Raw genomic sequence first — 22173 nt, forward strand, 5'->3', positions numbered from 1 at the left:
GTTAGAATGGGCGCTCACAAATAAATTTGGCGATGCCTCTGAGAGGGGCTGCCTTATTGTCAAAGTCGGCAAGCAGTTGCAAGGTTTCTGTATACAAAGAGTTCACCAGGGCTTTGGCTTCTTCTAAACCGAGCAGGCTGACGTAAGTCGATTTTTCCTGCAATGCATCTTTACCTGCGGTTTTGCCCAGCGTTTGCGTATCAGCAGTGGCATCCAGAATGTCATCGACTACCTGGAACGCCAAGCCCATATGCTGGCTGTAATGCTCCAGAGCATGTATCAATGCTGGAGGCGTTTGAGGTGCTGCGTAAGCACCAAGTAGTGTAGCGGCCCGTATCAGTGCCCCGGTTTTATACTGATGCATCGTTTCAAGTTCGTGACGTGAGAGCCGCTTGCCAGTACTTTGCAAGTCAATGCTTTGTCCACCGCACATACCTCTCGAGCCGGTTGCCTGTGCCAGCAGTTGCACTTGTTTGAGTGCTTGTGGTGCCTGTGTTTCAGCAATGCATTCAAAAGCCAGGCTTTGCAGTGCGTCCCCGACCAATAGTGCTGTGGCATCGTCATACTGCTTGTGACAACTTGGCTTGCCACGTCTTAAATCGTCATCATCCATACAGGGCATATCATCATGCACCAGTGAAAAAGCGTGAATCAACTCCACTGCAGCTGCGCTTGCGTCAGACGCCATCCTTGAGGTTCCTGCTAACTCTGCCCCGGCATAAGTCAGTAATGCCCGGACACGCTTTCCACCGCCAAGGACCGCGTAACGCATCGCTTGATGCAAACGTTCCGGCAATGCCTCCTCGTTTGGTAGTATTCGTGCGAGCACCTGCTCCACATGCTGTTGATGTGCCGCTGCCCAATGATCAAAAACAAAAGACGAGTTAGTCATGAATAAAAGGCAAAAGAGGGCGTGCGTTAATTCGGTTCGAAAGGAGTGAGTTGTTGTTGCTGATTCAATATCATTACCGTCTGTTCGGCTTGCTGTAGAGACTCCTGGCAAGCTCGCAGCAACTGCATGCCTTCCGTATAGGCGTTTAACGCCGCTTCCAGCGGCAACTCGCCTGACTCCATGCTTTTTACAATGGTCTCCAGTGCAGCGAGTTTTTCGGCAAAGGTTTGTTGATCATTCACCGTAGATGGTGAGGTGTTGGAAGCACTCATGAAAATTAGCCTGTGAAAACGCCAGCTATTTTAACAAAACTCCCCAGTCTTGCGGGATTATTCTCAAGCGTGACTAGGCCTGGGCGGGTAAGATGCGTAGCAGAAAGTCGCGTATATCGTTGATCTCTTCTTCACACACGCTGTGAGGCATTTCATATTCGTGCCATTCAACCTCATAACCAGCGGCTTCCAGCGTTTGTTTGGATGATTGTGCAGTCGCCAGCGTGATTACGGTGTCATGCCGTCCATGTGCCATCCAGATTGGTAAGTGTTTATTGGCGGGGTGTTGCTTCTCTTTAAGCTGATTTTTTAATGGCAAATAAGTGGATAGTGCTAATACACCAGCTAATGGTTGGTCGAAACGAGTTGCGGTGTGCAAAGCCATGGCACCACCTTGTGAGAAACCTGCTATTAAAATACGTTGTGAAGGAATACCGCGCGCAATTTCAGCTTCAATCATATTGTTAATCGTCGCTTGCATCTGATTGATACCAGCTTCGTCTTGTGGGCTGTCAGGCTGTAACCCAAAAATGTCATACCACGCGCGCATCTCGTAACCATTATTGAGCGTGACTGGGAGGTAGGGCGCGTGTGGCAGGATAAATTTGATATGTGGAAGATTAAGCATCTGTACCACGGGTTCAAAGTCATGACCGTCGGCGCCTAGGCCGTGTAGCCAGATAGCAGTTGCAGTATTGATAGTTGGTAACTCAGACATTACGCTTATACATCTCCTGGTGAGGATAGTTATTCTACTAAATTGATTGGTCTTCTTTAAAGCAAAAACCCGCCTAGGCGGGTTTTTCACATTCAAATCACAAGGGTGATTGATTATGCGTGTGTGCAGGTTGCGCCAGTGGTCAGGTCGCAAGTAACTGTGCCGTTACCACGTGCATTAGGCGTGGCAGTGAATGTGGTTAATGTTGTTACTGCCGTACCACCATTAATAGATGCACAAGCCCTTGCAGTTGGAGCGGGAGGCGTTCTGTTGAGTTGAATGTCAGCAAATGCTCTTTTTGCGTAACCGCTCGCTTCAGCCAAACAAGCGTTGTTTGCAGCTTCGCGTGTGTAATCCTGATAAGCCGGAATCGCTACAGAAGCCAAAATACCAATAATCGCAACCACAATCATCAATTCAATCAGGGTAAAGCCTTGTTGTACGTGTTTTTTCATCATCATTTCCTTTTGAGTCAAAGTTTAAAGTCTAAAGTCTTCTGTTTCAGTCACTGCTTTTCCAACAGTGTTCGCTAAACCTTAAAGCAACAGGTGTGCCAGCTAGGTTTTTATGCCTATAACTCATTGAAAAGTATGAGTTAAGTTATTTTTACCACTCAACTCTTCGATTTGAATAGGCGTTGGGTGGGTTAGGTTAATCAGATTGTAGATGACGTAAAGTGACAACCTTCGCCAATCTTTGGCAATGTGGAGTGATGTTTTTTGTCAGGTAGCGATTGGCATAATGCAAAAAAGGGACTGTGTGGTACACAATCCCTTCATTGAGTGTCAATTTTCGGTTTTTGACCAAAAACTGCATTTGCAAAAACAGTGTTGTTTACAACGTAAGACTTACCAGAATTTCCACCAGGGTTTACTGTTGCCTTGCGATTTTTTTCCAGAACCCTGGTTAATTACTTTCCCGATTCGGCGACCTTTTTCAGGCTTTCCAGGCCTGGATCAAAGAATTCGTTGATAGCTTTAGTGGCTGCATCATCGTTTTGCTCTGGTTTTGGAATATTGGAAGAGTCGGCGCGGGTGTAGCTGCCTTTGACAGTCACCACAGATTCATTGCCGCTACCGGTCACGGTGATGGTTGGGTAAAAGTTAGCCAGTTGCAGTGTGCTTTTTTCCAGGATGTACTCATATTTCAAGCGCATGCCTGCATCATCAGCAGAACGCAGTTTTTCGTACATCACACCGCCGTTTTTCAACTTAACGGTACGGTAGGTTGCGTCGTCACCGTTTTCATCTTTTTTCTGTTCAATGGTGGTGGACTCAACGCCTGCATGCCAGGCTTGCACATTGCCGAAGTCTTTTAACAATGCCCAGACTTTTGCCGGGGCAGCCTTGATGGTCACGGTTTTTTCAAAACGTAATGCAGCCGCGCCGTGCGCGCCAGCAGTCAGTGGAATTAATGGCAATAAGGAAACGGCAATAATGCCGAGAATTTTTTTCATTACATTTCTCCTGATATTTACAGACTTTTAAAACTGAAATTAAGCGGTACTTATATTAAAGTTAGGTATATAAAAGTAGGCGGTCTTGAGTTTTAAAAACAACCCGTGACTTTACCTAAAAAAAAGCTTCTTTGCGACTAATTCATGGGCGATCCTGTGAAAAAAACGATTTTTATTTAGCTTCCAATATAAATTGCCCAAAAGACCGGCAGAGTTTTGGGCTGGCGATGGTGTTCGTGACGGTGTTGGTATGGGCGTCAATCAATGAAACCGTATCGGAGCCCCAGTTGGCGACTACCACTTGCTGGGTGGCTTTGTCGTATTCGATGCCCTCAGGGAACTCGCCGACGACAATCGTTTTCACGGTTTTGCCATTATTCAGGTCAATCACCGACACACTCTCTGCATGGTTATTGCTGACATATGCCCAGTGACCATCCGGGCTAATGGCCACGCCATAAGGGTGATGCCCGGTTTTGATTGTGCTCGACTGGTAAGTGTCCACATTGAGTAGCGTGAGTGTGTTGCTAACGACATTAACGACAAACAATGTCCGTCCGTCCGGGCTCAGGGTAAGCGCAAATGGATGCAGACCTACTGGGATTTGAGCCAGGGTTTTTAAGGTTTTGGTGTCTACCACAGTCACGTCATTGCTGTCTCTGTTGGCAATAAACAGTTTCTTGTCATCCGCGCTGACCAGCATGCCTGAAGGTGTTTTGCCAGCCTTGAATGCTTTTTGTTTTTCTGGATGCGCCGTCTCTATCGCGATGACTTGCTCACCTCCCCAGTCGGCGACATACAGGGTGTTTTCGTCACGACTTAAGGCAATACCAACCGCTTGCACATGTACAGGAATCTCTAGGATTTTTTGCTGTGTGACGCTGTTAATCACTGAAATCGTTTGGCTATTGGCGTTACTGATATACACACGTTGCTGTTTCGCTGCGATAGCCACGCCTACGGGTGCCTTACCCACACCTATGGTATGTGTAATTTGTTTTTTTTGAGTATCCAGGACCGAGACGGAGTCGCTACCTTGATTGGTGATATAGGCTAAATTACCAGCCATGGTATTCAAACTAAGACCTGTCAGCAGGAGGGCGCATATGAAAAGTTGCAAAAATATATATTTGCAGTCAGGTCTTCTAGTGCTTGAAGGTGAGGTAGTTAAACCGTGCATGAATTCAAAACGCCTTTGATGCTCGCAGGTTGACAAGTGGGTCGCAAAAATACTTTTATCTAGATATTTAAATATTTAAGATTTTATCTTCATTTTAAGGCGTATTTCTAAAAGGGTGGATATGACGGTTGTCCTTTCATTAAAAGGCAAAATGTGAAAAAATTGCAGCAAATATTGAAGGCAGTTTTTTATGTTAGATCGTGATGGATACCGTCCAAACGTCGGGATTGTGTTATGCAATGCGCACAACCAGGTGTTTTGGGGCAAGCGTATCAGGGAACATGCATGGCAGTTTCCACAAGGCGGCATCAAATATGGTGAAACGCCTGAGCAGGCTATGTATCGGGAGCTGATGGAAGAGGTGGGCCTCAAGCCGGAGCACGTCAAGATTTTGGGGCGTACACGTGACTGGTTACGCTACGATGTCCCCACCAGTTGGGTCAAGCGCGAATGGCGTGGCAGTTATAAGGGCCAGAAGCAAATCTGGTTTTTATTGCGCCTGACGGGCAGGGATTCTGACGTTTCTTTGCGTGCCACTGAGCATCCAGAGTTTGATGCCTGGCGCTGGAGTGACTACTGGGTGCCACTGGAAGACGTGATTGAGTTCAAGCGTGAGGTTTATCAAATGGCCCTGAACGAGTTGGCTACATTTTTGCATCACTCGTCCCGGCGAAGTGGAGGCAAGCCGCGCAAGCCAGCAGCGGTTTCCAAAAAACAGCCTCCTATCGTCACGCCAGAATAATCCTTTAGTTTTGGTTTTGCTGCATCCATATCGCGGATGAGCGGTCCTGTGGCAGGATCCAGGTCGGCCGCAAGCCATGGCAGGTGTAGCCGTTAGGATACTTCAGTAAATAATCCTGATGCTCTGGCTCGGCCAACCAGAAATCACTTGCCGCTGTCACTTCAGTCACCACTTCTCCCGGCCAAATATCAGAAGCATTCATGTCCGCAATCAGCTGTTGTGCGGTTTCTTTTTGAACGGGGCTGACATAGTAAATCGCAGAACGATATGACGGCCCCAGGTCATTGCCCTGGCGATTCAAGGTAGTGGGGTCGTGGATCTGGAAAAAGAACACTAGCAATTGTCTGAGGCTGATAAGTGCCGGATCATAAATAACTTCTATCGCCTCCGCATGATTGCCATGATTGCGGTAAGTGGCATTGGGTACTTCGCCGCCGGTATACCCGACTCTGGTGTTGATAATGCCTGGCAAGCGGCGAAACAGGTCTTGCATGCCCCAAAAACAGCCGCCCGCGAGAATGATGGTGTCTTGCATAAAGCTCTCTTTCGATATGTTTGGTGTTTTACGTATCTGTGCTGTGATGTGTTAATCACTTTTCAGCTTTGTCGTGTATCAAATCAAACACTTACAATCTGTCCAGTATAGGTGGTTTAGGTTAAAATGCTGAGTTTTAGTTCTAAGCAATGTTGGGGAGCATATGTCAGTCAAGGTAGGCATTAACGGGTTTGGAAGAATTGGCCGTATGGCGTTACGTGCGGCGATTAAGCAAGCAGAGTTCAGTAATATCGAAGTGGTCGCTATTAATAGCTCATATGATGTTGAATACATGATGTATTTGCTCAAGTATGACTCTGTGCATGGCCGTTTTAATGCCAAGGTTGAAGCTGACAATGGTGCGCTGGTGGTGAATGGCAAGCGTATTCATTTAACGGCTGAGCGTGACCCTAACAATATCGACTGGCGCAAAGGTGGAGCTGAGGTAGTGATTGAGTCTACCGGTGCTTTCTTGACCCAGGAAACTTGTCAGTCACACGTGAATGGCGGCGCAGTTAAAGTGGTACAGTCTGCACCAGGCAAGGACGATACGCCGATGTTCGTCTATGGTGTCAATCACACCGAATATGCGGGTCAAGCCATTATTTCCGCTGCTTCCTGTACTACGAATGGCTTGGCACCTTTGGTAAAAGTGCTGCATGACACTTTTGGTATCAAGCGCGGTCTGATGACGACGATTCATGCGGCCACGGCGTCACAATTAACCGTAGACGGCACCTCTAAAAAAGACTGGCGCGGGGGGCGCAGTGTGTTTGAAAACATTATTCCTTCCAGTACTGGCGCGGCCAAGGCCGTCGGTAAAGTGATTCCTTCCCTCAACAAAAAACTGACCGGGATGGCGATGCGTGTGCCATCAGCCGATGTGTCAGTGGTTGACCTGACTGTGGAGCTTAATAGCGAAGCGACTTATGAGGCCATTTGTGCGGCTATGCAGCAAGCGGCCGACGGCGCGCTGAAAGGTGTGCTGGAGTACACCAATGACAAAGTCGTTTCCAGTGACTTCCGTAGCAGCCCTGCGGCCAGCGTGTTTGATGCAGATGCCGGTATCATGCTCGACCCGACTTTTGTTAAAGTGGTTGGCTGGTACGACAACGAGTACGGTTATACCTGCAACCTGTTGCGCCTGGTTCAACACATTGCTTAAACATGCACGGGGCTTTATGCCCCGTTTGCTTTTGTCACGATTTTCACCTTCAGTTTATATTCAAGCGGTAGTGACCGCTCAAGGGAGACCTGCATGAAATTCATCAAAATGACTGACCTCGACTTGCGTGGTAAACGTGTGTTCATCCGCGCCGACCTCAATGTGCCGGTAAAAGATGGCGTGGTGACCAGTGATGCCAGAATTGTAGCCAGCATGCCCACTATTGAATATGCCTTGAAAGCAGGCGCTAAAGTCATGGTGACTTCGCATCTTGGCCGTCCAGAAGAAGGCGTTTACAGTGAAGAAAACTCATTGAAGCCAGTGGCGGATGTGATGAGCAAGCTGCTGGGGCAGCCAGTACGCCTGGTGAAAAACTGGCTGGCACCTAATGCGCCAGAGGATAGCCTCACTACCGCTGATGGCCAGCTTATTTTGCTGGAGAACTGCCGGTTTAATGTAGGCGAAAAGAAAAATAATGATGACCTGGCCAAAAAATACGCCGCCTTGTGCGATGTGTTTGTCATGGATGCCTTTGGCACTGCCCACCGCGCGGAAGCCTCTACGCATGGGATTGCCAAGTTTGCGCCTGTGGCCTGTGCTGGCATTTTGCTGACTGAAGAGCTCGACGCATTAAGCAAAGCCTTGTTGGCGCCTGCCCGACCATTGGTCGCGATTGTTGGTGGCTCCAAGGTGTCGACCAAACTGACCGTGCTTGAAAGTTTATCTGACAAAGTGGACCAGTTGGTGGTAGGTGGCGGTATCGCTAATACCTTCCTCAAGGCTTCTGGTCAGGAAGTCGGTAAGTCTTTGTGCGAGGATGACCTGGTGGATACCGCGAAGTGCCTGATGGATAAAATGGCGGCGCGCGGTGCCTGTGTGCCTATTGCTAAAGATGTGGTGGTTGGCAAGCAGTTTGATGCCAATGAACCTGCTGTCAAAAAATCAGCGACAGAAGTTGCCGCAGACGAAATGATTTTTGATATTGGGGCGCAGTCGGCGGCTGAACTGGTGGATATCATTATGAAAGCTGGCACTGTCGTATGGAATGGTCCGGTGGGTGTGTTTGAGTTTGACCAGTTTGGTGAAGGTACTAAAACCATTGCCAAAGCCATCGCTGAAACCAAGGCCTTTACGCTGGCAGGTGGGGGTGACACGATTGCTGCTATCCAGAAGTACGACATTTATGACAAGGTGTCTTACATCTCGACGGCTGGCGGGGCTTTCCTGGAGTTTCTCGAAGGTAAGACTCTGCCGGCTGTGGCTATTCTGGAAGAGCGCGCCCGCTAATTACAAGATTTGCCTGGGTTGTAAATCATAAGCTGGCTGATGGCGTGGATGTTATACCGACAGCGGGACAGTCAGCCTGTGATGTTTATCGTACACTTCTACACGGTTCCTGCCTTGCTTCTTGGCGACATATAAAGCCTTATCGGCCTGTTCAATCAGCAGGTTGCCATCTTCACTAAAATTCAGTGACTGGTTTCGGGCATGCTGTTCCTTCTGCCAATGTGAGTGATTTAGGCCAAGAGAGGCCACGCCTATACTCACTGTCATTAACCGGTGTCCGGCAAATCGGATATCTAGCGCCATGACTTTTTGCCGGATACGCTCAGCAATTTTGGCAGCCTCCTGCTGGGTGGTTTGCCCCAATACCAAGACAAACTCCTCGCCACCGTAACGCGCCGCCAGGTCGCCTGGACGGTTAGTATATTTCCTAAGGATATTCGCCAGTTGACGCAAACAATCGTCACCCGCTGCGTGGCCCATGCTGTCGTTCAACTGTTTAAAATGGTCTGCATCCACCATCATCACGCTCAGGCTGGATTGGTGCCGGATGGCACGTGACCATTCGTCATGCATGAATTGCTCCAGTCTTCGACGGTTTGCCAGTCCGGTCAGGGGATCAGTCAGTGTCAGCGCTGAGATGCGATCTTCGGTTTGCTTGTGATGGGTGATATTGGTGAGCGACAGTAGAAACAATTTGCTATCTGCCAGTGCCGTTTGCAATGGTTGCAGATTGAGCGTCAGCCAGGTAGGTTGCTGCGTGGGGGTGTGACACAAATAGTCAGTGGTATAGTGATTCTGGGTGCAGTCAAGTACACGCGCAATGCCATCCAGTAATTCCGGCTGGTTGGTATCCTCATTGGCGCGGCAGATATCCAGGTAACTGATGCCAAACCAGTCAGTTTCTATGTCTAGCCCGTAAAACAGCCCAAATGACCTCCATGCCTGATTCACATAAACAATACTGCTCGATTCATCGATCACTGCAATTTGCAGTGGCAATGTGTCCAGAATACTACTCAGTAATTGTTCTGCGATGTTCACAAAATATCCGGCAGGTAGTTGAAACTCACAATTGTTAAGAGCTTGCGATTCCCATTCTAGTGAAGCAGAGGCTGCCTGTCTAATCTGAATGCTATAAATTAGCACTAAAATTGCTTATCTACTGACTATTCATGGCGAAGGAGTCAAAAATGGGCATTAGAGTGGGCATTAACGGGTTTGGCCGTATTGGCCGGATGGTGCTGCGCGCCGCATTAAATCAGGCAGAGTTCAAGGATATGGAGGTTGTTGCCATTAACGGCATCGAAGAACCTGAACATATGCTGTATATGCTCAAATATGACTCTGTGCACGGAAGGCTGGCACAGGATGCTCATTTAGAGGGCGGTTTCCTGGTGATTGATGGTAAAAAAATCCGTCTCACTGCACATGCCAAACCGGCAGACATTGACTGGCGGTCTGAGCAGGTCGATGTCGTGGTGGAATGTACGGGTGTTTTCCTGACCCAGGAAAGCTGTGCTGCCCATATTGCAGGTGGTGCACGTATCGTCGTCCAGTCCGCGCCTGGCAAAGACGATACGCCAATGTTTGTCTATGGTGTCAATCATTACCACTACCGCGGAGAAGATATTGTCTCGGCAGCGTCTTGTACGACTAATGGCTTGGCGCCCATTGTTAAGGTGTTACATGATAATTTTGGGGTCAAGCGCGGCTTGATGACGACCATACACGCAGCAACTGCCACCCAGAAAACGGTTGATGGTACTTCGAACAAAGACTGGCGTGGCGGTCGCGGTGTTTTCGATAACATTATTCCTTCCAGTACTGGTGCCGCCAAGGCAGTTGGTAAAGTGATCCCGTCACTTAACAAAAAGCTCACCGGGATGTCCATGCGTATTCCTTCCGCAGATGTGTCTGTAGTCGATTTAACGGTAGAGTTGCAACAGAGTACGACTTATGAAGAAATTTGCGCTGTCATGCAATATGCAGCCGAGCGCGACCTGAAAGGCGTGCTGGGTTATACCGACGAAGCCGTCGTTTCCAGTGATTTCAGGGGCTATCCGGCTGCCAGTGTGTTTGATGCCAGTGCAGGCATCATGCTGGACCCCACCTTTGTCAAGCTGATAGGCTGGTATGACAACGAGTATGGCTATACCTGCAATCTGTTGCGCTTAACGCGTTATGTCGGTTATGCCAAACTGTCGATGACGGATTTGCCGCAAACCGAGCAGCAAGAGGCCGTTGCCGCTTGAGCTATTCTTGAAATATCAATAGACAATTTATTCGCCTGCAAGGGCGTGGCGCATTTATAATATTGTTTTTATTTGTGTGATAGACATGATGCGTGCGCCTTTGCTCGAAACCTCCATCAAAAGCCTGAAAAAATTGCACCAGGGTAAGGTGCGCGATATTTACGATATCGATGACCACACCATGTTGCTGGTGAGCACTGACCGGCTAAGTGCCTTTGATGTGATTTTGCCAACGGGTATCCCGCACAAGGGTGCTATGCTGACGCAAATGGCGAACTTCTGGTTTGAGCAATTGCGAGATGTGGTGCCAAACCACTTGACCGGCATTGCACCAGAGACTGTGGTTGCACCTGATGAAGTTGAACAGGTAAAAGGGCGTGCTGTGGTGGTGAAAAAACTCAAGGCTTTGCCACTGGAAGCCATTGTGCGTGGTTACTTGGTAGGAAGTGGCTGGAAAGAATACAAAGCCAAAGGCACGGTTTGCGATATTCCTTTGCCGGCTGGACTGCAACTGGCTCAGCAATTGCCCCAGCCTCTGTTCACCCCTTCGAGCAAGGCTGCCGTCGGTGAGCACGACGAAAATATCAGTGTCGCTCAAGTTGAGGCGCTCATTGGTAAAGACCTGACAGCGCAAGTCGAAAAAGCCGCCATTGCCCTGTATGCGCGTGCCGCCGAGTATGCGCGTACCAAGGGTATTATTATTGCCGATACCAAATTTGAATTTGGCGTTGACGAACACGGTATCTTGCATGTGATGGACGAGGTGTTGACCCCGGATTCTTCACGCTTCTGGCCAGCAGACCAATATCAGGTAGGCAGTAACCCGCCTAGCTATGACAAGCAATATGTGCGTGACTGGCTGGAAAGTTGCGGTTGGAACAAGACGCCGCCCGGCCCGGAATTGCCAGCGGATGTTGCTCAACGTACTTCTGATAAATACATGGAAGCGTTTGCCAAGTTGACCGGTCGTACCTTGCTGGCGGAGTAATTGCACTGAGATGGGATTGCGTGCGCAACTGGCAACATTAGCTGGCCGGTTTAAAACAGAGGTGTTGTTTTACCGTGCATTGCATGCCCATCCGCAAACGCCGTGGCTCGCCAAAGCTTTGCTCTGGTTGGCATTAGGATACTTAGTGCTGCCATTTGACTTGATCCCGGACTTTATTCCGGTGATTGGCCAGTTGGATGAGTTGGTGATTATTCCGTTATTGCTTTATCTGGCACTCAAACTAACTCCTGTCAGCGTCAGGCAGGCATGTCGCGAGTTGGTGCCAGCTGAGCAAGATCAAAAATAGTGCCATTTGCCTCCAAGGCGTCATATTATTCGCCTATAATGGCGGTTTTTTGTTGAAATGGGTTTAACAAGATGTCTTTGAATTTGGTGCCAAGCGGCAAAGATTTACCGCACGACTTTAACGTCATTATCGAAATTCCGGCCAATGGCGACCCGGTTAAGTATGAAGTGGACAAAGAAAGTGGTGCGCTGTTTGTGGATCGTTTCATGGGTACTTCTATGCAGTATCCTTGCAACTACGGCTATATTCCACATACCTTGGGTGACGACGGAGACCCGGTGGATGTGCTGGTGATTACGCCTGTGCCATTGCTGCCTGGTGTTGTGGTTCGCTGCCGCGCATTAGGCATGCTGAAAATGACAGACGAAGCCGGTGGCGATGCAAAAGTGCTAGCCGTGCCTATCGAAAAAGTATGTGGTCTCTATGCCTACCAGAAAACCTTGAGCGATGTGTCTCCTTGGCGCCTCGATATGATTGCCCACTTCTTTGAGCACTACAAAGACCTGGATAAAGGTAAATGGGTGAAAATCGAAGGCTGGGTGGGAATTGAAGATGCGCACAAGGAAATTACCGATGGTGTTGCCCGTTATAACGAGGCAGAAGTAAAGCCAGCGTTTTAATCTGGCGCGTGCATCATAAAAAAAGTCGGCCTAGGCCGACTTTTTTATTGTTCTCTGTGATATGCGTGATTTAGTGTAACAACGGTACGATCAGCAATGCCACGATATTGATAATCTTGATTAAAGGATTCACTGCCGGACCTGCCGTATCCTTGTATGGGTCGCCTACCGTATCGCCAGTGACTGCAGCCTTGTGTGCGTCTGAACCTTTACCGCCGTGATGGCCATCCTCAATATATTTCTTGGCGTTATCCCATGCACCACCGCCAGTACACATGGAAATCGCTACAAACAGGCCGGTGACAATGGTGCCCATGAGTAAGCCGCCAAGCGCGACCGGACCCAGGAACAATCCCACAAGAATAGGCGCGGCAACGGGTAACAGCGAAGGTAGCATCATTTCCTTGATGGCCGCACTGGTCAGCATATCTACCGCTTTACCATATTCAGGTTTGGCAGTGCCCTCCATAATGCCTTTGATTTCGCGGAACTGGCGGCGGACTTCTTCCACCACGCTGCCAGCGGCGCGGCCCACTGCTTCCATCGCCATGGCGGCAAACAGAAAGGGGATCAGGCCACCGATAAACAGGCCGATAATCACCTTGGGGTCACTTAAGTCAAAGCTGGCGGTAATGCCCGCACCTTCCAGCTTGTGTGTGTAATCCGCAAATAGCACCAGTGAGGCCAAGCCAGCAGACCCAATCGCATAACCTTTGGTGACCGCTTTGGTCGTATTGCCGACGGCATCCAGCGGGTCAGTCACGTCACGCACGCTGCTAGGCAGCTCCGACATTTCGGCAATGCCACCAGCGTTGTCGGTAATCGGGCCGTAAGCATCCAGCGCCACCACAATACCCGCCATGCTCAGCATCGCCATCGCAGCAATCGCTACCCCATACAAACCTGCCAGGTGGAAAGAGACAAAAATGGCGATACAGACTGAAATGACCGGCAGGGCGGTCGACTTCATCGAGACGCCAATGCCCGCAATAATATTAGTGGCGTGGCCTGTGGTAGAAGCTTGTGCGACATGTTTGACTGGTGCGTAATCGGTACCGGTATAGTATTCGGTAATCCACACCAGGGCTGCGGTCAGTACCAGTCCAACGGCGCAGGCGCCAAACAGGGCCTGGCTAGAGACAGTCACTTCACCGTGGGTGTAACCTTGTGGAAAGACATACTGTGTCACAAAGTAAAAAGCAATCAGCGACAATATGCCAGCCACTGCTAATCCTTTGTAGAGCGCGGGCATGACATTTTTCATGCCAGGTGAGGCTTTAACGAAGAAGCAACCAATAATTGAAGCAACGATGGACACGGCGCCTAACAAAAGAGGATAAATGACCCCATTTGCACCGGCTTCAGCGGCCATCAGTCCGCCAAGGACCATAGTAGCGATCAGTGTGACGGCATAGGTTTCAAACAAGTCCGCCGCCATCCCTGCACAGTCGCCTACGTTGTCACCAACATTATCAGCAATGACCGCGGGGTTGCGTGGGTCATCTTCCGGAATACCTGCCTCCACTTTGCCGACCAGGTCTGCGCCCACATCAGCACCCTTTGTGAAAATGCCGCCACCTAAACGTGCAAATATGGAAATCAACGAAGAGCCGAATGCCAGGCCGATCAATGGGTTTAAATCAGTCGCTTGTTCTGCGCCCAGATAGAAGTAAAATCCGGCAACGCCTAACAATCCCAAGCCAACTACCAGCATGCCGGTGATCGCACCACCTTTAAAAGCGACGTCCAGCGCAGGACCTATGCCGTTGGTAGCCGCTTGTGCGGTACGCACATTGGCCTTGACGGAAACGTTCATGCCAATAAAACCACAGGCCCCTGACAGCACGGCACCCAGTACAAAACCAATTGCGGTTTGTGGCGTTAAGAAGATGCCAATTAAAATAGCCAGGACGATGCCGACCACGGCGATGGTTTTATATTGCCTTGAAAGATAGGCGGCTGCGCCTTGCTGAATAGCGCCTGCAATTTCTTGCATGCGTGCGTTGCCTGCCGGTAAACCTGAAATCCATTTGCTCATTACTACACCATAGAGTACCGCCAAAACTGCTGCACCTATGGCTAACATTAGTGCGACTGACATGACTTCTCCTGTTCCTGATGAAACTGCGTTGAACGTAATGACACCTTATTGGCCGGTCACAAAGTTGTAAACAAAATGTAACGGGTTGGGCCATTATTGCACTATTAAAGTGCGTCTACAAGCGCGTTTTTGGGGCGATTTTTGAAGGGTAGGGTGTCGCAGTCAATCGTGACGTTGATGATTGATAAAGTGACGTAAAGCAGCTTCCAGCGCTGGGTTATTCGCTTCATTTGCATAGGTTTCCAGTGTGCTTAAAGCACGATTTGAGGGCGCTTTAATGCGTTTATGCTTGCTTTGCGGGCGAGATTTTACTTGCACTTTGACCTTAATTGCGTTAAGGTTTAAGCCTTTGATTTTCCGGGAGTTTTGGCAAAAATCCCGGATTTTTCGCAAGAGTTGGGCTTCCATCAGCCTGATTCTGCTGGCCACTGCGCCCGATTGCACAGCAATCGTCAGGGCGCCATCATGTAAAGCCAGTACATGCGAAAACCTGGAGAATTCCGGGGCAACCGCAGACCAGCAATCTTGTAGTTGCTGGCGATCATCCGCCTCCTGTAACAAAGGTTTGAGGTCGTGATGGTGTTTGAAAATCTGGTTGATTTTGAACATGGCGGATTGTCCACAGAATGCTTGAATATTGTACACCACGCAGGTCGTCCGATTGGGTCTACCATCTAAACGCCGGTGAATAACGAGAGTTCGTAGCATGATTAATATCATTATTGTTTCAGAAAAAATGGCCAAACCCAAAACGCTGGGTGTGTTTGAAAGTTTGGGCATAGTGCTGGCACTGATTCTTGTCCCTGTGGTACTCACCTTGCTATTTATTACCCCGCAGCAAGTGATTAAATCCCAGGGCGTGAAAGCCATGTTGCCCCCACATTTGCGTGGTGCCATGTTGTCTACCCAAAGCCACCTCGATGCCTATGCCAAGCAGATTGGTGAGTTGCAGGCACGTATATTACGGCTGGACGCCCAGAACCAGCGTCTATCCAAACTGGCAGGTGTCAAGTCAAGTGCCGAGCCTATCAACCAAAGAACACCTGTCAATGACCTGATGGGTCAAGGTGGGCCCTTGGTGAAAGATTCGCCTTTAAGTGAAGATGACCTGAAGACAATTATTGAGCAGATGTCGGCCGATCTCGATGTTCGTGATGAGTTCCAGGGCAAACTTGAAGCCAAGCTGTTGCAGAGTAGCGTATTGCGTGAAATGTTGCCAAATAGCAGTCCTGTAGGGGTGGCTTACAGTTCTTCCAGTTATGGTTGGCGCATTGACCCGTTGAGCGGGCACCGCGCATTTCATGAAGGTTTGGATTTTCCGGCGTCAGTCGGTACTGCGGTTTATGCAGCAGCCGATGGGATTGTGACCACGGCGGTACAAACACCTGACTATGGCAATTTGTTAAAAATTGACCATGGCTCAGGTCTGGAAACCCGGTATGCACACAATTCTAAATTGCTGGTCAAGGCAGGAGAGCGCGTGACCAAAGGGCAGAAAATCGCCCTCATTGGTAGTACTGGCCGCTCCACCGGTCCGCATTTGCATTATGAAATCCGGCTCAATGGCAACCCACTTGATCCGCGCGAATATCTCAGGAACCACTCCTGAGTAAAGTAGTGATTGATGCAATAGTTGAGACAACCTCCCTCTATATCTTATACAATCTCGGTTTATTTCTATTAACGCCGCGCATGCGGAAATCGGTGTGACTCATGTTAGCCTCGTTGTTTAAAAAGTTATTTGGCAGTCGGAATGATCGACTGGTCAAGCAATATCAGCAAATCGTCAAACAAATCAATGCCCTGGAACCTGATACACAGGCGCTCACAGATGAGCAATTGCGTGCAAAAACAGAAGAGTTTAAGCAACGGTATGCCAATGGTGAAACATTAGAGAAGCTGTTGCCTGAAGCATTTGCCGTAGTACGCGAGGGCGGTAAACGTGTCTTGGGCATGCGACATTTTGACGTGCAGCTGATTGGCGGCATGGTGCTCAATGCAGGCAAGATTGCCGAAATGCGTACCGGTGAAGGTAAGACGCTGGTAGCGACATTGCCAACATACCTGAATGCTTTGACTGGCAAAGGTGTGCATGTAGTGACAGTGAATGATTACCTGGCCAAGCGCGACGCCGAATGGATGGGCAAGCTGTATAACTTCTTGGGCCTGACAGTGGGGATTAATCTGTCACAAATGCCCCATGATGCCAAGCAACAGGCTTACGCAGCTGACATTACCTATGGTACCAATAATGAGTTCGGCTTTGACTATTTGCGCGACAACATGGTGTTCAGCAAAGAGGAGCGCGTGCAGCGCCCTTTGCATTATGCGCTGGTGGATGAAGTGGACTCCATCCTGATCGACGAAGCTCGTACGCCGCTGATTATTTCCGGTCAGGCTGAACACAGTGTGGATTTGTATGGCGCAATCAATGAAGTAGCCAAGCAATTGGTGCGTCAACAGGTGGAAGAGGGTGAAGGCGATTTCTGGGTCGATGAAAAGGCGCAGAGTGTGACCATGAGTGAGGCCGGTCACGAGCATGCTGAGCAGCTATTGGAGCAAACCGGCTTGTTAACAGCGGGTTCCAGTTTGTATGAGCCCGCCAATATCACCCTGGTGCATCACCTGTATGCTTCCCTGCGTGCACAAAACCTGTATCACCGTGACCAGCATTATGTGGTGCGTAATGGCGAAATCGTGATTGTCGATGAGTTTTCTGGCCGTATGATGCCGGGACGCCGCTGGTCTGATGGCCTGCATCAGGCGGTAGAAGCCAAGGAAGGTGTGACCATCCAGAAGGAAAACCAGACACTGGCTTCGATTACCTTCCAGAATTACTTCCGCATGTACCACAAACTTAGTGGCATGACTGGTACAGCAGATACCGAGGCCTACGAGTTCAACCAGATTTATGGTCTGGAAACGGTGGTGATTCCAACGCACCGGCCAGTACAGCGTATTGACGCCATGGATAAGGTGTATCGCACTGGCATGGAAAAGTACAAGGCGGTCATTGAAGACATCAAGGAGTGCCAGGCTAAAGGCCAGCCGGTACTGGTCGGTACCACTTCGATTGAAAACTCCGAACTGATTTCCAAGTTTTTGACGCAAGCCAAGCTGGAGCACCAGGTGCTCAATGCCAAACAACATGAACGTGAAGCGACCATTGTCGCCGAAGCCGGACGTCCTGGTGTGATTACCATTGCAACCAACATGGCTGGTCGGGGTACCGATATTGTGCTCGGTGGTAATTCAGAAAATGAAATTCATGCCATCCAGCAGGATGATAAATTATCCGAGGCTGAAAAAACAGCCAAGGTGGCGCAATTGAAAGCAGAATGGCAGCAACGCCACGATGCGGTATTGGCAGCAGGCGGCTTGCATATTATCGGGACTGAACGTCACGAGTCCCGCCGTGTCGATAACCAGTTGCGTGGCCGTGCCGGCCGCCAGGGTGATCCAGGCTCCAGCCGCTTTTATCTCTCCCTGGAAGATCCGCTCTTGCGCATTTTCTCCGGTGAACGTGTGGCAGCGATCATGACCCGCCTCAACATGCCTGAGGGCGAAGCGATTGAGCACGCCATGGTGACGCGAGCGATTGAAAACGCACAACGCAAGGTAGAAGGCCGTAACTTTGATATCCGTAAGCAATTGCTGGAATACGATGATGTTTCCAATGACCAACGCAAGGTCATTTACGAGCAGCGCAATGAGCTGCTGGAATCAGTTGATGTCGGCCAAACGATTCGAGCCATGCGTGAGGATGTGATTAATAGCCTGTTTAATACGTATGTGCCACCTGGCAGTGTTGAAGAGCAATGGGAGATTCCTGCACTTGAGCAAGCTTTGCAGGCCGAGCTGTCTATCAGCCTGCCCGTGGCTGAATGGCTGGAAAATAACCCAGACCTGCATGAAGAAACATTGCGTGAGCGTATCCTCAATGCGGCTAATGAGAGCTATGCAGAAAAAGAGGCGATGGCTGGCAATGACAATATGCGTAACTTCGAGCGCGCAGTCATGCTGCAAAGTCTGGATAATCACTGGCGCGAGCATTTGGCAGCGCTGGATCATTTACGCCAGGGCATACATCTGCGTTCTTATGCGCAGAAAAATCCCAAACAGGAGTACAAGCGTGAGGCGTTTGAGTTATTTGAGTCCCTGCTCAATACTGTCAAGAGCGAAGTAACGAAAATCACAATGCAGGTACAAGTGCGCTCACGTGAAGAGCTTGAAGAGGAAGAGCGTCGTGCAGAAGAGGCCATGCGCGCGGCAGAAGTCGGTAATTTGCAATACCAGCACACCGATTACAACACTGACAGCGCGGCATCATCACCGAACTTGCCGGAAGGTGTGCGCGTGGGACGTAATGACCCCTGCCCATGCGGCTCTGGTAAACGTTACAAGAACTGTCATGGGGCTTTGAGCTAAACTAGCCACGTCTAAGGAAAAAGTATGTCTGACCAAGAAATTCCATCTCCCTGTGTAGGCGTTTGCAGCATTGATGAAAGCAATGGCTTTTGCCAAGGCTGTTTCAGAACCCTGGATGAAATCCGCCAGTGGTGGGATCTGGATAACGCTGGTAAAGCAGAAGTGATCAAGCTCGCAAATGCACGTGAGTCAGCAGTGTTCGGCGAATAGCGGCGCTATACCGAATAAAAAGGCCGGCAACTGCCGGCTTTTTTATTTCTCGTCCCCCGGTTACATCTCTGCCAACGGATGATTGGCGAGTGTATTGGATGATTGCGTATCCAATTTACTAATCACCATTTTGAGAGACGCGTTTAAACTTTGCAGCGCTTCTGTATCGAGGGTGGCCAATACCTGCGGCAGAATGCCATCCAGTGGCTGTGGCGCATTGGCTAATACGGCCTGGCCGGCAGGCGTCACTATCAAACCGACTTTGCGCTGGTCTTCCGCCAGACGCTGTTTTTTCACCAGCTGTTTTTTCACCAGCTTCTCTACCAGCAAGCTGCAAGTGGATTGGTGGATGGCAAGGTTGTCAGCCAGGCGCGAAACACCGAGGTCTGGATGTGTGTAAATTTCATGTAACAACCAAAGCTGAGAACCTGAGATGCCGCAAGAAGCTTCAATTTCCCTAAAATGTTGTCTGACCGTACCGAAAATAATCCTGAATTGTTTTAAAGCATCTTTGGCGAGTGAGTTTTGCATAATTAATTAAATGTAAATATTATAGTTATTTTATCATTTTCCTTTGTGAAGTAATAATTAGCGAGGGTGGTTGAATGTAAAAACCAGAAACGAAATATGGTTTTAGACAAAAATGTTGTTTTTACAAGAGTTGCAGCCTCCCAAGAGATCACTCTATTCGCCCGTGAACCTGTTTAACGTGAATCTGTTTAAAAGGATTGCTGATTAGAAGTTGTCACGCTTCCATCTGTCCTGAGGGCCTGCTGTTGATAAAGCGCATAGAGCGTTTGCATGCCAAACCTCATGACGGATTCCGTAGCTAAATGGGGCAAGTTTTTGGCCAGGTCTTGCAAATGGCCCTCTGATGTCTTGGTCTGTGTTTGCAATTGCTGTAGTAACTGGAAGGTGACCGCATTGAGTTGTATAAACCGAATCCGGAAATCCGGGGCGCGGTAGACCAGCAAATAGGTCACTTCAGGAGTAATTGCGCGCCGCTTTCTAGAGAGTTGATGAACAGCAAAATCATACTTTAACAAACGATATACGGCTGGCAATCGCACTTCATAGTGTAACAGTGCGCTGGCTTCTGCGATAAGCGCCGCCGGCAATGCAACAGCCTCTGTCTCAATTTGCCTGCTCAGCACCAGCTCTATCCACTCATAATGGGCAAGTTGCGCGGTATAGTCTGGTAACTCCGGTGAGTTTAATGACTGTAAAAAATCAACAAAACTGCCTGGAATATCCTGAAACAGGGGGCTTTTGAATTGCTGGGAAAAAAAACACTGCCTCACCAGTTTGCCAAAATGACGTTTACCCAGGATGCCCAGCAATACCGGAAAACAGGTGCTGACACTGGCAACAAAGTTATTGAAGACGATTTCACGATAGACACGTATACGTTTGCTGTCTACGCCAGCAGGTTTGGCGTGAATGGACGGTTGCCGTAAGTGTGCTGTAAACGCAGCCTGGTAGGTTTGAAATGTAGCGGGCATCATGCAATCTTATCCAGCAATGACTGATGCGTAGTCTCTGCGTGATGCTGTAGAGACACAATATGATCCACTTCCTGCATCAGGTCCGCTAAGGGTGGGAAATTGCTGTCGCGTTCCAGCAGCGTAGGAAAGCCTCCCAACCTGTCATAAGCATATTTGAGTAATTGCCACACAGGGTCAGCAATAGCTTCGCCATGAGTATCTACCAGCAGGCCGGGCGATACCTGCAAATGCCCGGCCATGTGGCCGTAAACCACTCGATCAACCGGTATCTTGTCCAAGAAAGCATAGGGATCGAAACCAAAGTTGACGCTATTCACGTACACATTATTGATATCCAGGTGCAAGTCACAATCAGCTTCCGTCAGCACGGCATTGATGAAATCTATTTCGTCCATCTCGGAGATGGGCGCGTCCACATAAAAAGAAGTGTTTTCCACAGCAATGCGCCGTTGCAAAGTGTCTTGAGTCTGCCGGATGCGTTGAGCCACATATCTAATGGCTTCTTCAGTAAATGGAATGGGCAGCAAGTCGTAAATGTAGCCATTAGATAAATCACTGCAATAGCTGAGATGTTCGGTGTAGAGGGGGATTTCGAAGTCATCCAGAAATCGACGGACCTGCTGCAAAAAAGGGATGTTAAGAGGGTCAGGCCCGCCCAGTGACAGGCATAAGCCATGGCATACGATAGGATAATGTTGCTTTAACCAGTCCAGCTCGGCGGCATATTTGCCGCCCGCCGCTATCCAGTTCTCCGGCGCAATTTCGAGGAATTGCAATTGCGACAGCCAAGGTTTCCCTTGATGCTGCATCAATTGGGGCAGTAGCTCGCGCTTTAGCCCCAGTCCTGCCCCGCGAATATCAGACCGTTGTGCCAAGGTATCCGTCTTGTTTATTTGCTGGCGTGGCAGGCGCCTTCTTTCATTTTTTCTGCCGAACAGCTGCCTTCTTTCATCTTGTCGGCAGAGCAGGCACCTTCCTTGGTTTTCTCGTGGTGGCAAGAGCCTTCTTTAGTTTTGCCGCTTTTGTTGCCATGCTTCATATGAGAGCCGCATTTACCACTGCTGCATTTGCCTTCTTTGGCTTTGCTGTCGGCAGCATCTGCCACCTGGTAACCTTGCGCGAGTGTTTTTAATTCAAACGGATTTTCTGCATGGACAGAAGCGGCAGCCATAGACAAAGCAACAGCACCGGTAATTGCAGCCATTTTATGAGTAGACATGTTAGTTCCTTTTTTAACAGGGTGAAATAAAAATCATCAGTAAAATTTGTCCAGTTGTTGTGCAATACGCTCCCTTGCCGCCATAGGTAATACAATATCGCTACGCTCGCTGGCTTGTTGCTGCCAACGTGGCATGCAGCCACGAATCCATTTGAGTTGTTGCTTAAAGCGTCGGCAATACACACAAATCAGCAAATGTATTCTGACGGCCCAACGCTCACGCCAGGTGAGCGGGCGGTCGAGTGATTGCGATACCAGCAGGCTGGTTTGTTTGCAATTCAGCATTTCTTCTTCCG

General features: G+C 49.2%; 25 protein-coding genes. 10 read left to right on the forward strand and 15 right to left on the reverse strand.

Going from position 1 to position 22173, the window contains the following annotated elements:
• Window position 1: 1 nt before the first annotated feature.
• The 6 genes from ACJ67_RS03130 to ACJ67_RS03155 form a co-directional block, all read right to left on the reverse strand.
• Window positions 2-892 (reverse strand): polyprenyl synthetase family protein, encoded by an 891-nt coding sequence (locus ACJ67_RS03130; RefSeq protein WP_049637836.1) that lies wholly within the window; start codon window positions 890-892, stop codon window positions 2-4.
• Between the two features lie 26 nt (window positions 893-918).
• Window positions 919-1164: an exodeoxyribonuclease VII small subunit gene (xseB, locus tag ACJ67_RS03135; protein WP_049637837.1), complete on the reverse strand. Its 246-nt coding sequence runs from the start codon at window positions 1162-1164 to the stop codon at window positions 919-921.
• A 73-nt stretch (window positions 1165-1237) separates the two neighbouring features.
• Complete coding sequence (locus ACJ67_RS03140) at window positions 1238-1882, reverse strand: alpha/beta hydrolase (RefSeq protein WP_049637838.1); 645 nt, start codon at window positions 1880-1882, stop codon at window positions 1238-1240.
• Window positions 1883-1995: 113 nt separating this feature from the next.
• Window positions 1996-2337: a prepilin-type N-terminal cleavage/methylation domain-containing protein gene (locus ACJ67_RS15165; protein WP_049637839.1), complete on the reverse strand. Its 342-nt coding sequence runs from the start codon at window positions 2335-2337 to the stop codon at window positions 1996-1998.
• 455 nt (window positions 2338-2792) lie between these two features.
• On the reverse strand, window positions 2793-3338 hold the full coding sequence (locus tag ACJ67_RS03150; protein ID WP_018986169.1) for an SRPBCC family protein: 546 nt from the start codon (window positions 3336-3338) through the stop codon (window positions 2793-2795).
• 172 nt (window positions 3339-3510) lie between these two features.
• Window positions 3511-4407: a YncE family protein gene (locus ACJ67_RS03155; protein ID WP_156171635.1), complete on the reverse strand. Its 897-nt coding sequence runs from the start codon at window positions 4405-4407 to the stop codon at window positions 3511-3513.
• A 301-nt stretch (window positions 4408-4708) separates the two neighbouring features.
• Here ACJ67_RS03155 and ACJ67_RS03160 point away from each other — a divergent pair, with 301 nt between their 5' ends.
• Window positions 4709-5260: an RNA pyrophosphohydrolase gene (locus tag ACJ67_RS03160; RefSeq protein WP_049637840.1), complete on the forward strand. Its 552-nt coding sequence runs from the start codon at window positions 4709-4711 to the stop codon at window positions 5258-5260.
• A 4-nt stretch (window positions 5261-5264) separates the two neighbouring features.
• Here the strand turns inward: ACJ67_RS03160 and msrA are convergent, their stop codons facing one another.
• The gene (gene msrA, locus ACJ67_RS03165; protein ID WP_049637841.1) at window positions 5265-5795 is read right to left on the reverse strand and encodes a peptide-methionine (S)-S-oxide reductase MsrA; all 531 of its coding nucleotides are present in this window, start codon (window positions 5793-5795) and stop codon (window positions 5265-5267) included.
• A 163-nt stretch (window positions 5796-5958) separates the two neighbouring features.
• On the opposite strand from msrA, the gene gap (ACJ67_RS03170) reads away from it, so the two are divergent.
• Together gap (ACJ67_RS03170) and ACJ67_RS03175 are read left to right on the forward strand one after the other, a co-directional pair.
• Entirely contained in the window at window positions 5959-6960 is a 1002-nt protein-coding gene (gene gap, locus ACJ67_RS03170; protein WP_049637842.1) for a type I glyceraldehyde-3-phosphate dehydrogenase, read from the forward strand.
• Window positions 6961-7053: 93 nt separating this feature from the next.
• Window positions 7054-8247 carry a phosphoglycerate kinase gene (locus ACJ67_RS03175; protein WP_049637843.1) on the forward strand — a complete coding sequence of 398 codons (1194 nt, stop codon included), beginning with the start codon at window positions 7054-7056 and terminating at the stop codon, window positions 8245-8247.
• Between the two features lie 51 nt (window positions 8248-8298).
• Here ACJ67_RS03175 and ACJ67_RS03180 read toward each other — a convergent pair whose 3' ends face one another.
• Entirely contained in the window at window positions 8299-9288 is a 990-nt protein-coding gene (locus ACJ67_RS03180) for a GGDEF domain-containing protein (protein WP_049639738.1), read from the reverse strand.
• Window positions 9289-9437: 149 nt separating this feature from the next.
• On the opposite strand from ACJ67_RS03180, the gene gap (ACJ67_RS03185) reads away from it, so the two are divergent.
• From gap (ACJ67_RS03185) to ppa, 4 genes are all read left to right on the forward strand, one after another.
• Window positions 9438-10499, forward strand: coding sequence for a type I glyceraldehyde-3-phosphate dehydrogenase (gap, locus tag ACJ67_RS03185; protein ID WP_049637844.1), 1062 nt, complete (start codon window positions 9438-9440; stop codon window positions 10497-10499).
• 88 nt (window positions 10500-10587) lie between these two features.
• Window positions 10588-11487, forward strand: coding sequence for a phosphoribosylaminoimidazolesuccinocarboxamide synthase (locus ACJ67_RS03190; RefSeq protein WP_049639739.1), 900 nt, complete (start codon window positions 10588-10590; stop codon window positions 11485-11487).
• A 10-nt stretch (window positions 11488-11497) separates the two neighbouring features.
• The gene (locus ACJ67_RS03195) at window positions 11498-11794 is read left to right on the forward strand and encodes a YkvA family protein (protein ID WP_049637845.1); all 297 of its coding nucleotides are present in this window, start codon (window positions 11498-11500) and stop codon (window positions 11792-11794) included.
• 71 nt (window positions 11795-11865) lie between these two features.
• The gene (ppa, locus tag ACJ67_RS03200; RefSeq protein ID WP_018986159.1) at window positions 11866-12414 is read left to right on the forward strand and encodes an inorganic diphosphatase; all 549 of its coding nucleotides are present in this window, start codon (window positions 11866-11868) and stop codon (window positions 12412-12414) included.
• 70 nt (window positions 12415-12484) lie between these two features.
• On the opposite strand, the gene ACJ67_RS03205 is transcribed toward ppa, so the two are convergent.
• Together ACJ67_RS03205 and ACJ67_RS03210 are read right to left on the reverse strand one after the other, a co-directional pair.
• Window positions 12485-14515 carry a sodium-translocating pyrophosphatase gene (locus ACJ67_RS03205; RefSeq protein ID WP_049637846.1) on the reverse strand — a complete coding sequence of 677 codons (2031 nt, stop codon included), beginning with the start codon at window positions 14513-14515 and terminating at the stop codon, window positions 12485-12487.
• Window positions 14516-14677: 162 nt separating this feature from the next.
• A complete protein-coding gene (locus ACJ67_RS03210) occupies window positions 14678-15223 on the reverse strand; it encodes a DUF721 domain-containing protein (protein ID WP_231587235.1) in 546 nt (181 codons plus the stop codon).
• Here ACJ67_RS03210 and ACJ67_RS03215 point away from each other — a divergent pair.
• The 3 genes from ACJ67_RS03215 (at window position 15222) to ACJ67_RS03225 (ending at window position 19153) form a co-directional block, all read left to right on the forward strand.
• On the forward strand, window positions 15222-16124 hold the full coding sequence (locus ACJ67_RS03215; RefSeq protein ID WP_049637847.1) for a M23 family metallopeptidase: 903 nt from the start codon (window positions 15222-15224) through the stop codon (window positions 16122-16124). The genes ACJ67_RS03210 and ACJ67_RS03215 overlap by 2 nt on opposite strands.
• Before the next feature lie 104 nt (window positions 16125-16228).
• Entirely contained in the window at window positions 16229-18943 is a 2715-nt protein-coding gene (secA, locus tag ACJ67_RS03220) for a preprotein translocase subunit SecA (RefSeq protein WP_049637848.1), read from the forward strand.
• Window positions 18944-18967: 24 nt separating this feature from the next.
• Window positions 18968-19153 (forward strand): DUF1289 domain-containing protein, encoded by a 186-nt coding sequence (locus ACJ67_RS03225; protein WP_049637849.1) that lies wholly within the window; start codon window positions 18968-18970, stop codon window positions 19151-19153.
• Window positions 19154-19213: 60 nt separating this feature from the next.
• Here ACJ67_RS03225 and ACJ67_RS03230 read toward each other — a convergent pair whose 3' ends face one another.
• The 5 genes from ACJ67_RS03230 to ACJ67_RS03250 all read right to left on the reverse strand — a co-directional run bounded on the left by ACJ67_RS03230 (window position 19214) and on the right by ACJ67_RS03250 (window position 22162).
• Window positions 19214-19684, reverse strand: coding sequence for a MarR family winged helix-turn-helix transcriptional regulator (locus tag ACJ67_RS03230; RefSeq protein WP_049637850.1), 471 nt, complete (start codon window positions 19682-19684; stop codon window positions 19214-19216).
• 188 nt (window positions 19685-19872) lie between these two features.
• Window positions 19873-20658, reverse strand: a complete 786-nt coding sequence (locus ACJ67_RS03235) for a DUF2063 domain-containing protein (protein WP_197080654.1) — start codon at window positions 20656-20658, stop codon at window positions 19873-19875.
• Window positions 20655-21533: a DUF692 domain-containing protein gene (locus ACJ67_RS03240; protein WP_049637851.1), complete on the reverse strand. Its 879-nt coding sequence runs from the start codon at window positions 21531-21533 to the stop codon at window positions 20655-20657. Before ACJ67_RS03240 ends, ACJ67_RS03235 begins: the two co-directional genes overlap by 4 nt.
• Window positions 21534-21547: 14 nt before the next feature.
• Entirely contained in the window at window positions 21548-21877 is a 330-nt protein-coding gene (locus ACJ67_RS03245; RefSeq protein ID WP_049637852.1) for a hypothetical protein, read from the reverse strand.
• A 36-nt stretch (window positions 21878-21913) separates the two neighbouring features.
• A complete protein-coding gene (locus ACJ67_RS03250) occupies window positions 21914-22162 on the reverse strand; it encodes a zf-HC2 domain-containing protein (RefSeq protein ID WP_049637853.1) in 249 nt (82 codons plus the stop codon).
• Between the last annotated feature and the right edge of the window lie 11 nt (window positions 22163-22173).

The organism is Methylophilus sp. TWE2, assembly GCF_001183865.1.
GTDB lineage: Bacteria > Pseudomonadota > Gammaproteobacteria > Burkholderiales > Methylophilaceae > Methylophilus.

Bases quoted from the DNA above. Each gene is read 5' to 3' on its own strand.
- ACJ67_RS03175 (WP_049637843.1), top strand. From the start codon at position 7,054: ATGAAATTCATCAAAATGACTGACCTCGACTTGCGTGGTAAACGTGTG.
- ACJ67_RS03195 (WP_049637845.1), top strand. From the start codon at position 11,498: ATGGGATTGCGTGCGCAACTGGCAACATTAGCTGGCCGGTTTAAAACA.
- ACJ67_RS03160 (WP_049637840.1), top strand. From the start codon at position 4,709: ATGTTAGATCGTGATGGATACCGTCCAAACGTCGGGATTGTGTTATGC.
- ACJ67_RS03140 (WP_049637838.1), bottom strand. From the start codon at position 1,882: ATGTCTGAGTTACCAACTATCAATACTGCAACTGCTATCTGGCTACAC.
- secA (WP_049637848.1), top strand. From the start codon at position 16,229: ATGTTAGCCTCGTTGTTTAAAAAGTTATTTGGCAGTCGGAATGATCGA.
- ACJ67_RS15165 (WP_049637839.1), bottom strand. From the start codon at position 2,337: ATGAAAAAACACGTACAACAAGGCTTTACCCTGATTGAATTGATGATT.
- ACJ67_RS03245 (WP_049637852.1), bottom strand. From the start codon at position 21,877: ATGTCTACTCATAAAATGGCTGCAATTACCGGTGCTGTTGCTTTGTCT.
- ACJ67_RS03150 (WP_018986169.1), bottom strand. From the start codon at position 3,338: ATGAAAAAAATTCTCGGCATTATTGCCGTTTCCTTATTGCCATTAATT.
- ACJ67_RS03210 (WP_231587235.1), bottom strand. From the start codon at position 15,223: ATGCTACGAACTCTCGTTATTCACCGGCGTTTAGATGGTAGACCCAAT.
- gap (WP_049637842.1), top strand. From the start codon at position 5,959: ATGTCAGTCAAGGTAGGCATTAACGGGTTTGGAAGAATTGGCCGTATG.
- gap (WP_049637844.1), top strand. From the start codon at position 9,438: ATGGGCATTAGAGTGGGCATTAACGGGTTTGGCCGTATTGGCCGGATG.
- ppa (WP_018986159.1), top strand. From the start codon at position 11,866: ATGTCTTTGAATTTGGTGCCAAGCGGCAAAGATTTACCGCACGACTTT.
- ACJ67_RS03230 (WP_049637850.1), bottom strand. From the start codon at position 19,684: ATGCAAAACTCACTCGCCAAAGATGCTTTAAAACAATTCAGGATTATT.
- ACJ67_RS03205 (WP_049637846.1), bottom strand. From the start codon at position 14,515: ATGTCAGTCGCACTAATGTTAGCCATAGGTGCAGCAGTTTTGGCGGTA.
- ACJ67_RS03215 (WP_049637847.1), top strand. From the start codon at position 15,222: ATGATTAATATCATTATTGTTTCAGAAAAAATGGCCAAACCCAAAACG.
- xseB (WP_049637837.1), bottom strand. From the start codon at position 1,164: ATGAGTGCTTCCAACACCTCACCATCTACGGTGAATGATCAACAAACC.
- ACJ67_RS03235 (WP_197080654.1), bottom strand. From the start codon at position 20,658: ATGATGCCCGCTACATTTCAAACCTACCAGGCTGCGTTTACAGCACAC.
- msrA (WP_049637841.1), bottom strand. From the start codon at position 5,795: ATGCAAGACACCATCATTCTCGCGGGCGGCTGTTTTTGGGGCATGCAA.
- ACJ67_RS03190 (WP_049639739.1), top strand. From the start codon at position 10,588: ATGCGTGCGCCTTTGCTCGAAACCTCCATCAAAAGCCTGAAAAAATTG.
- ACJ67_RS03225 (WP_049637849.1), top strand. From the start codon at position 18,968: ATGTCTGACCAAGAAATTCCATCTCCCTGTGTAGGCGTTTGCAGCATT.
- ACJ67_RS03155 (WP_156171635.1), bottom strand. From the start codon at position 4,407: ATGGCTGGTAATTTAGCCTATATCACCAATCAAGGTAGCGACTCCGTC.
- ACJ67_RS03250 (WP_049637853.1), bottom strand. From the start codon at position 22,162: ATGCTGAATTGCAAACAAACCAGCCTGCTGGTATCGCAATCACTCGAC.
- ACJ67_RS03130 (WP_049637836.1), bottom strand. From the start codon at position 892: ATGACTAACTCGTCTTTTGTTTTTGATCATTGGGCAGCGGCACATCAA.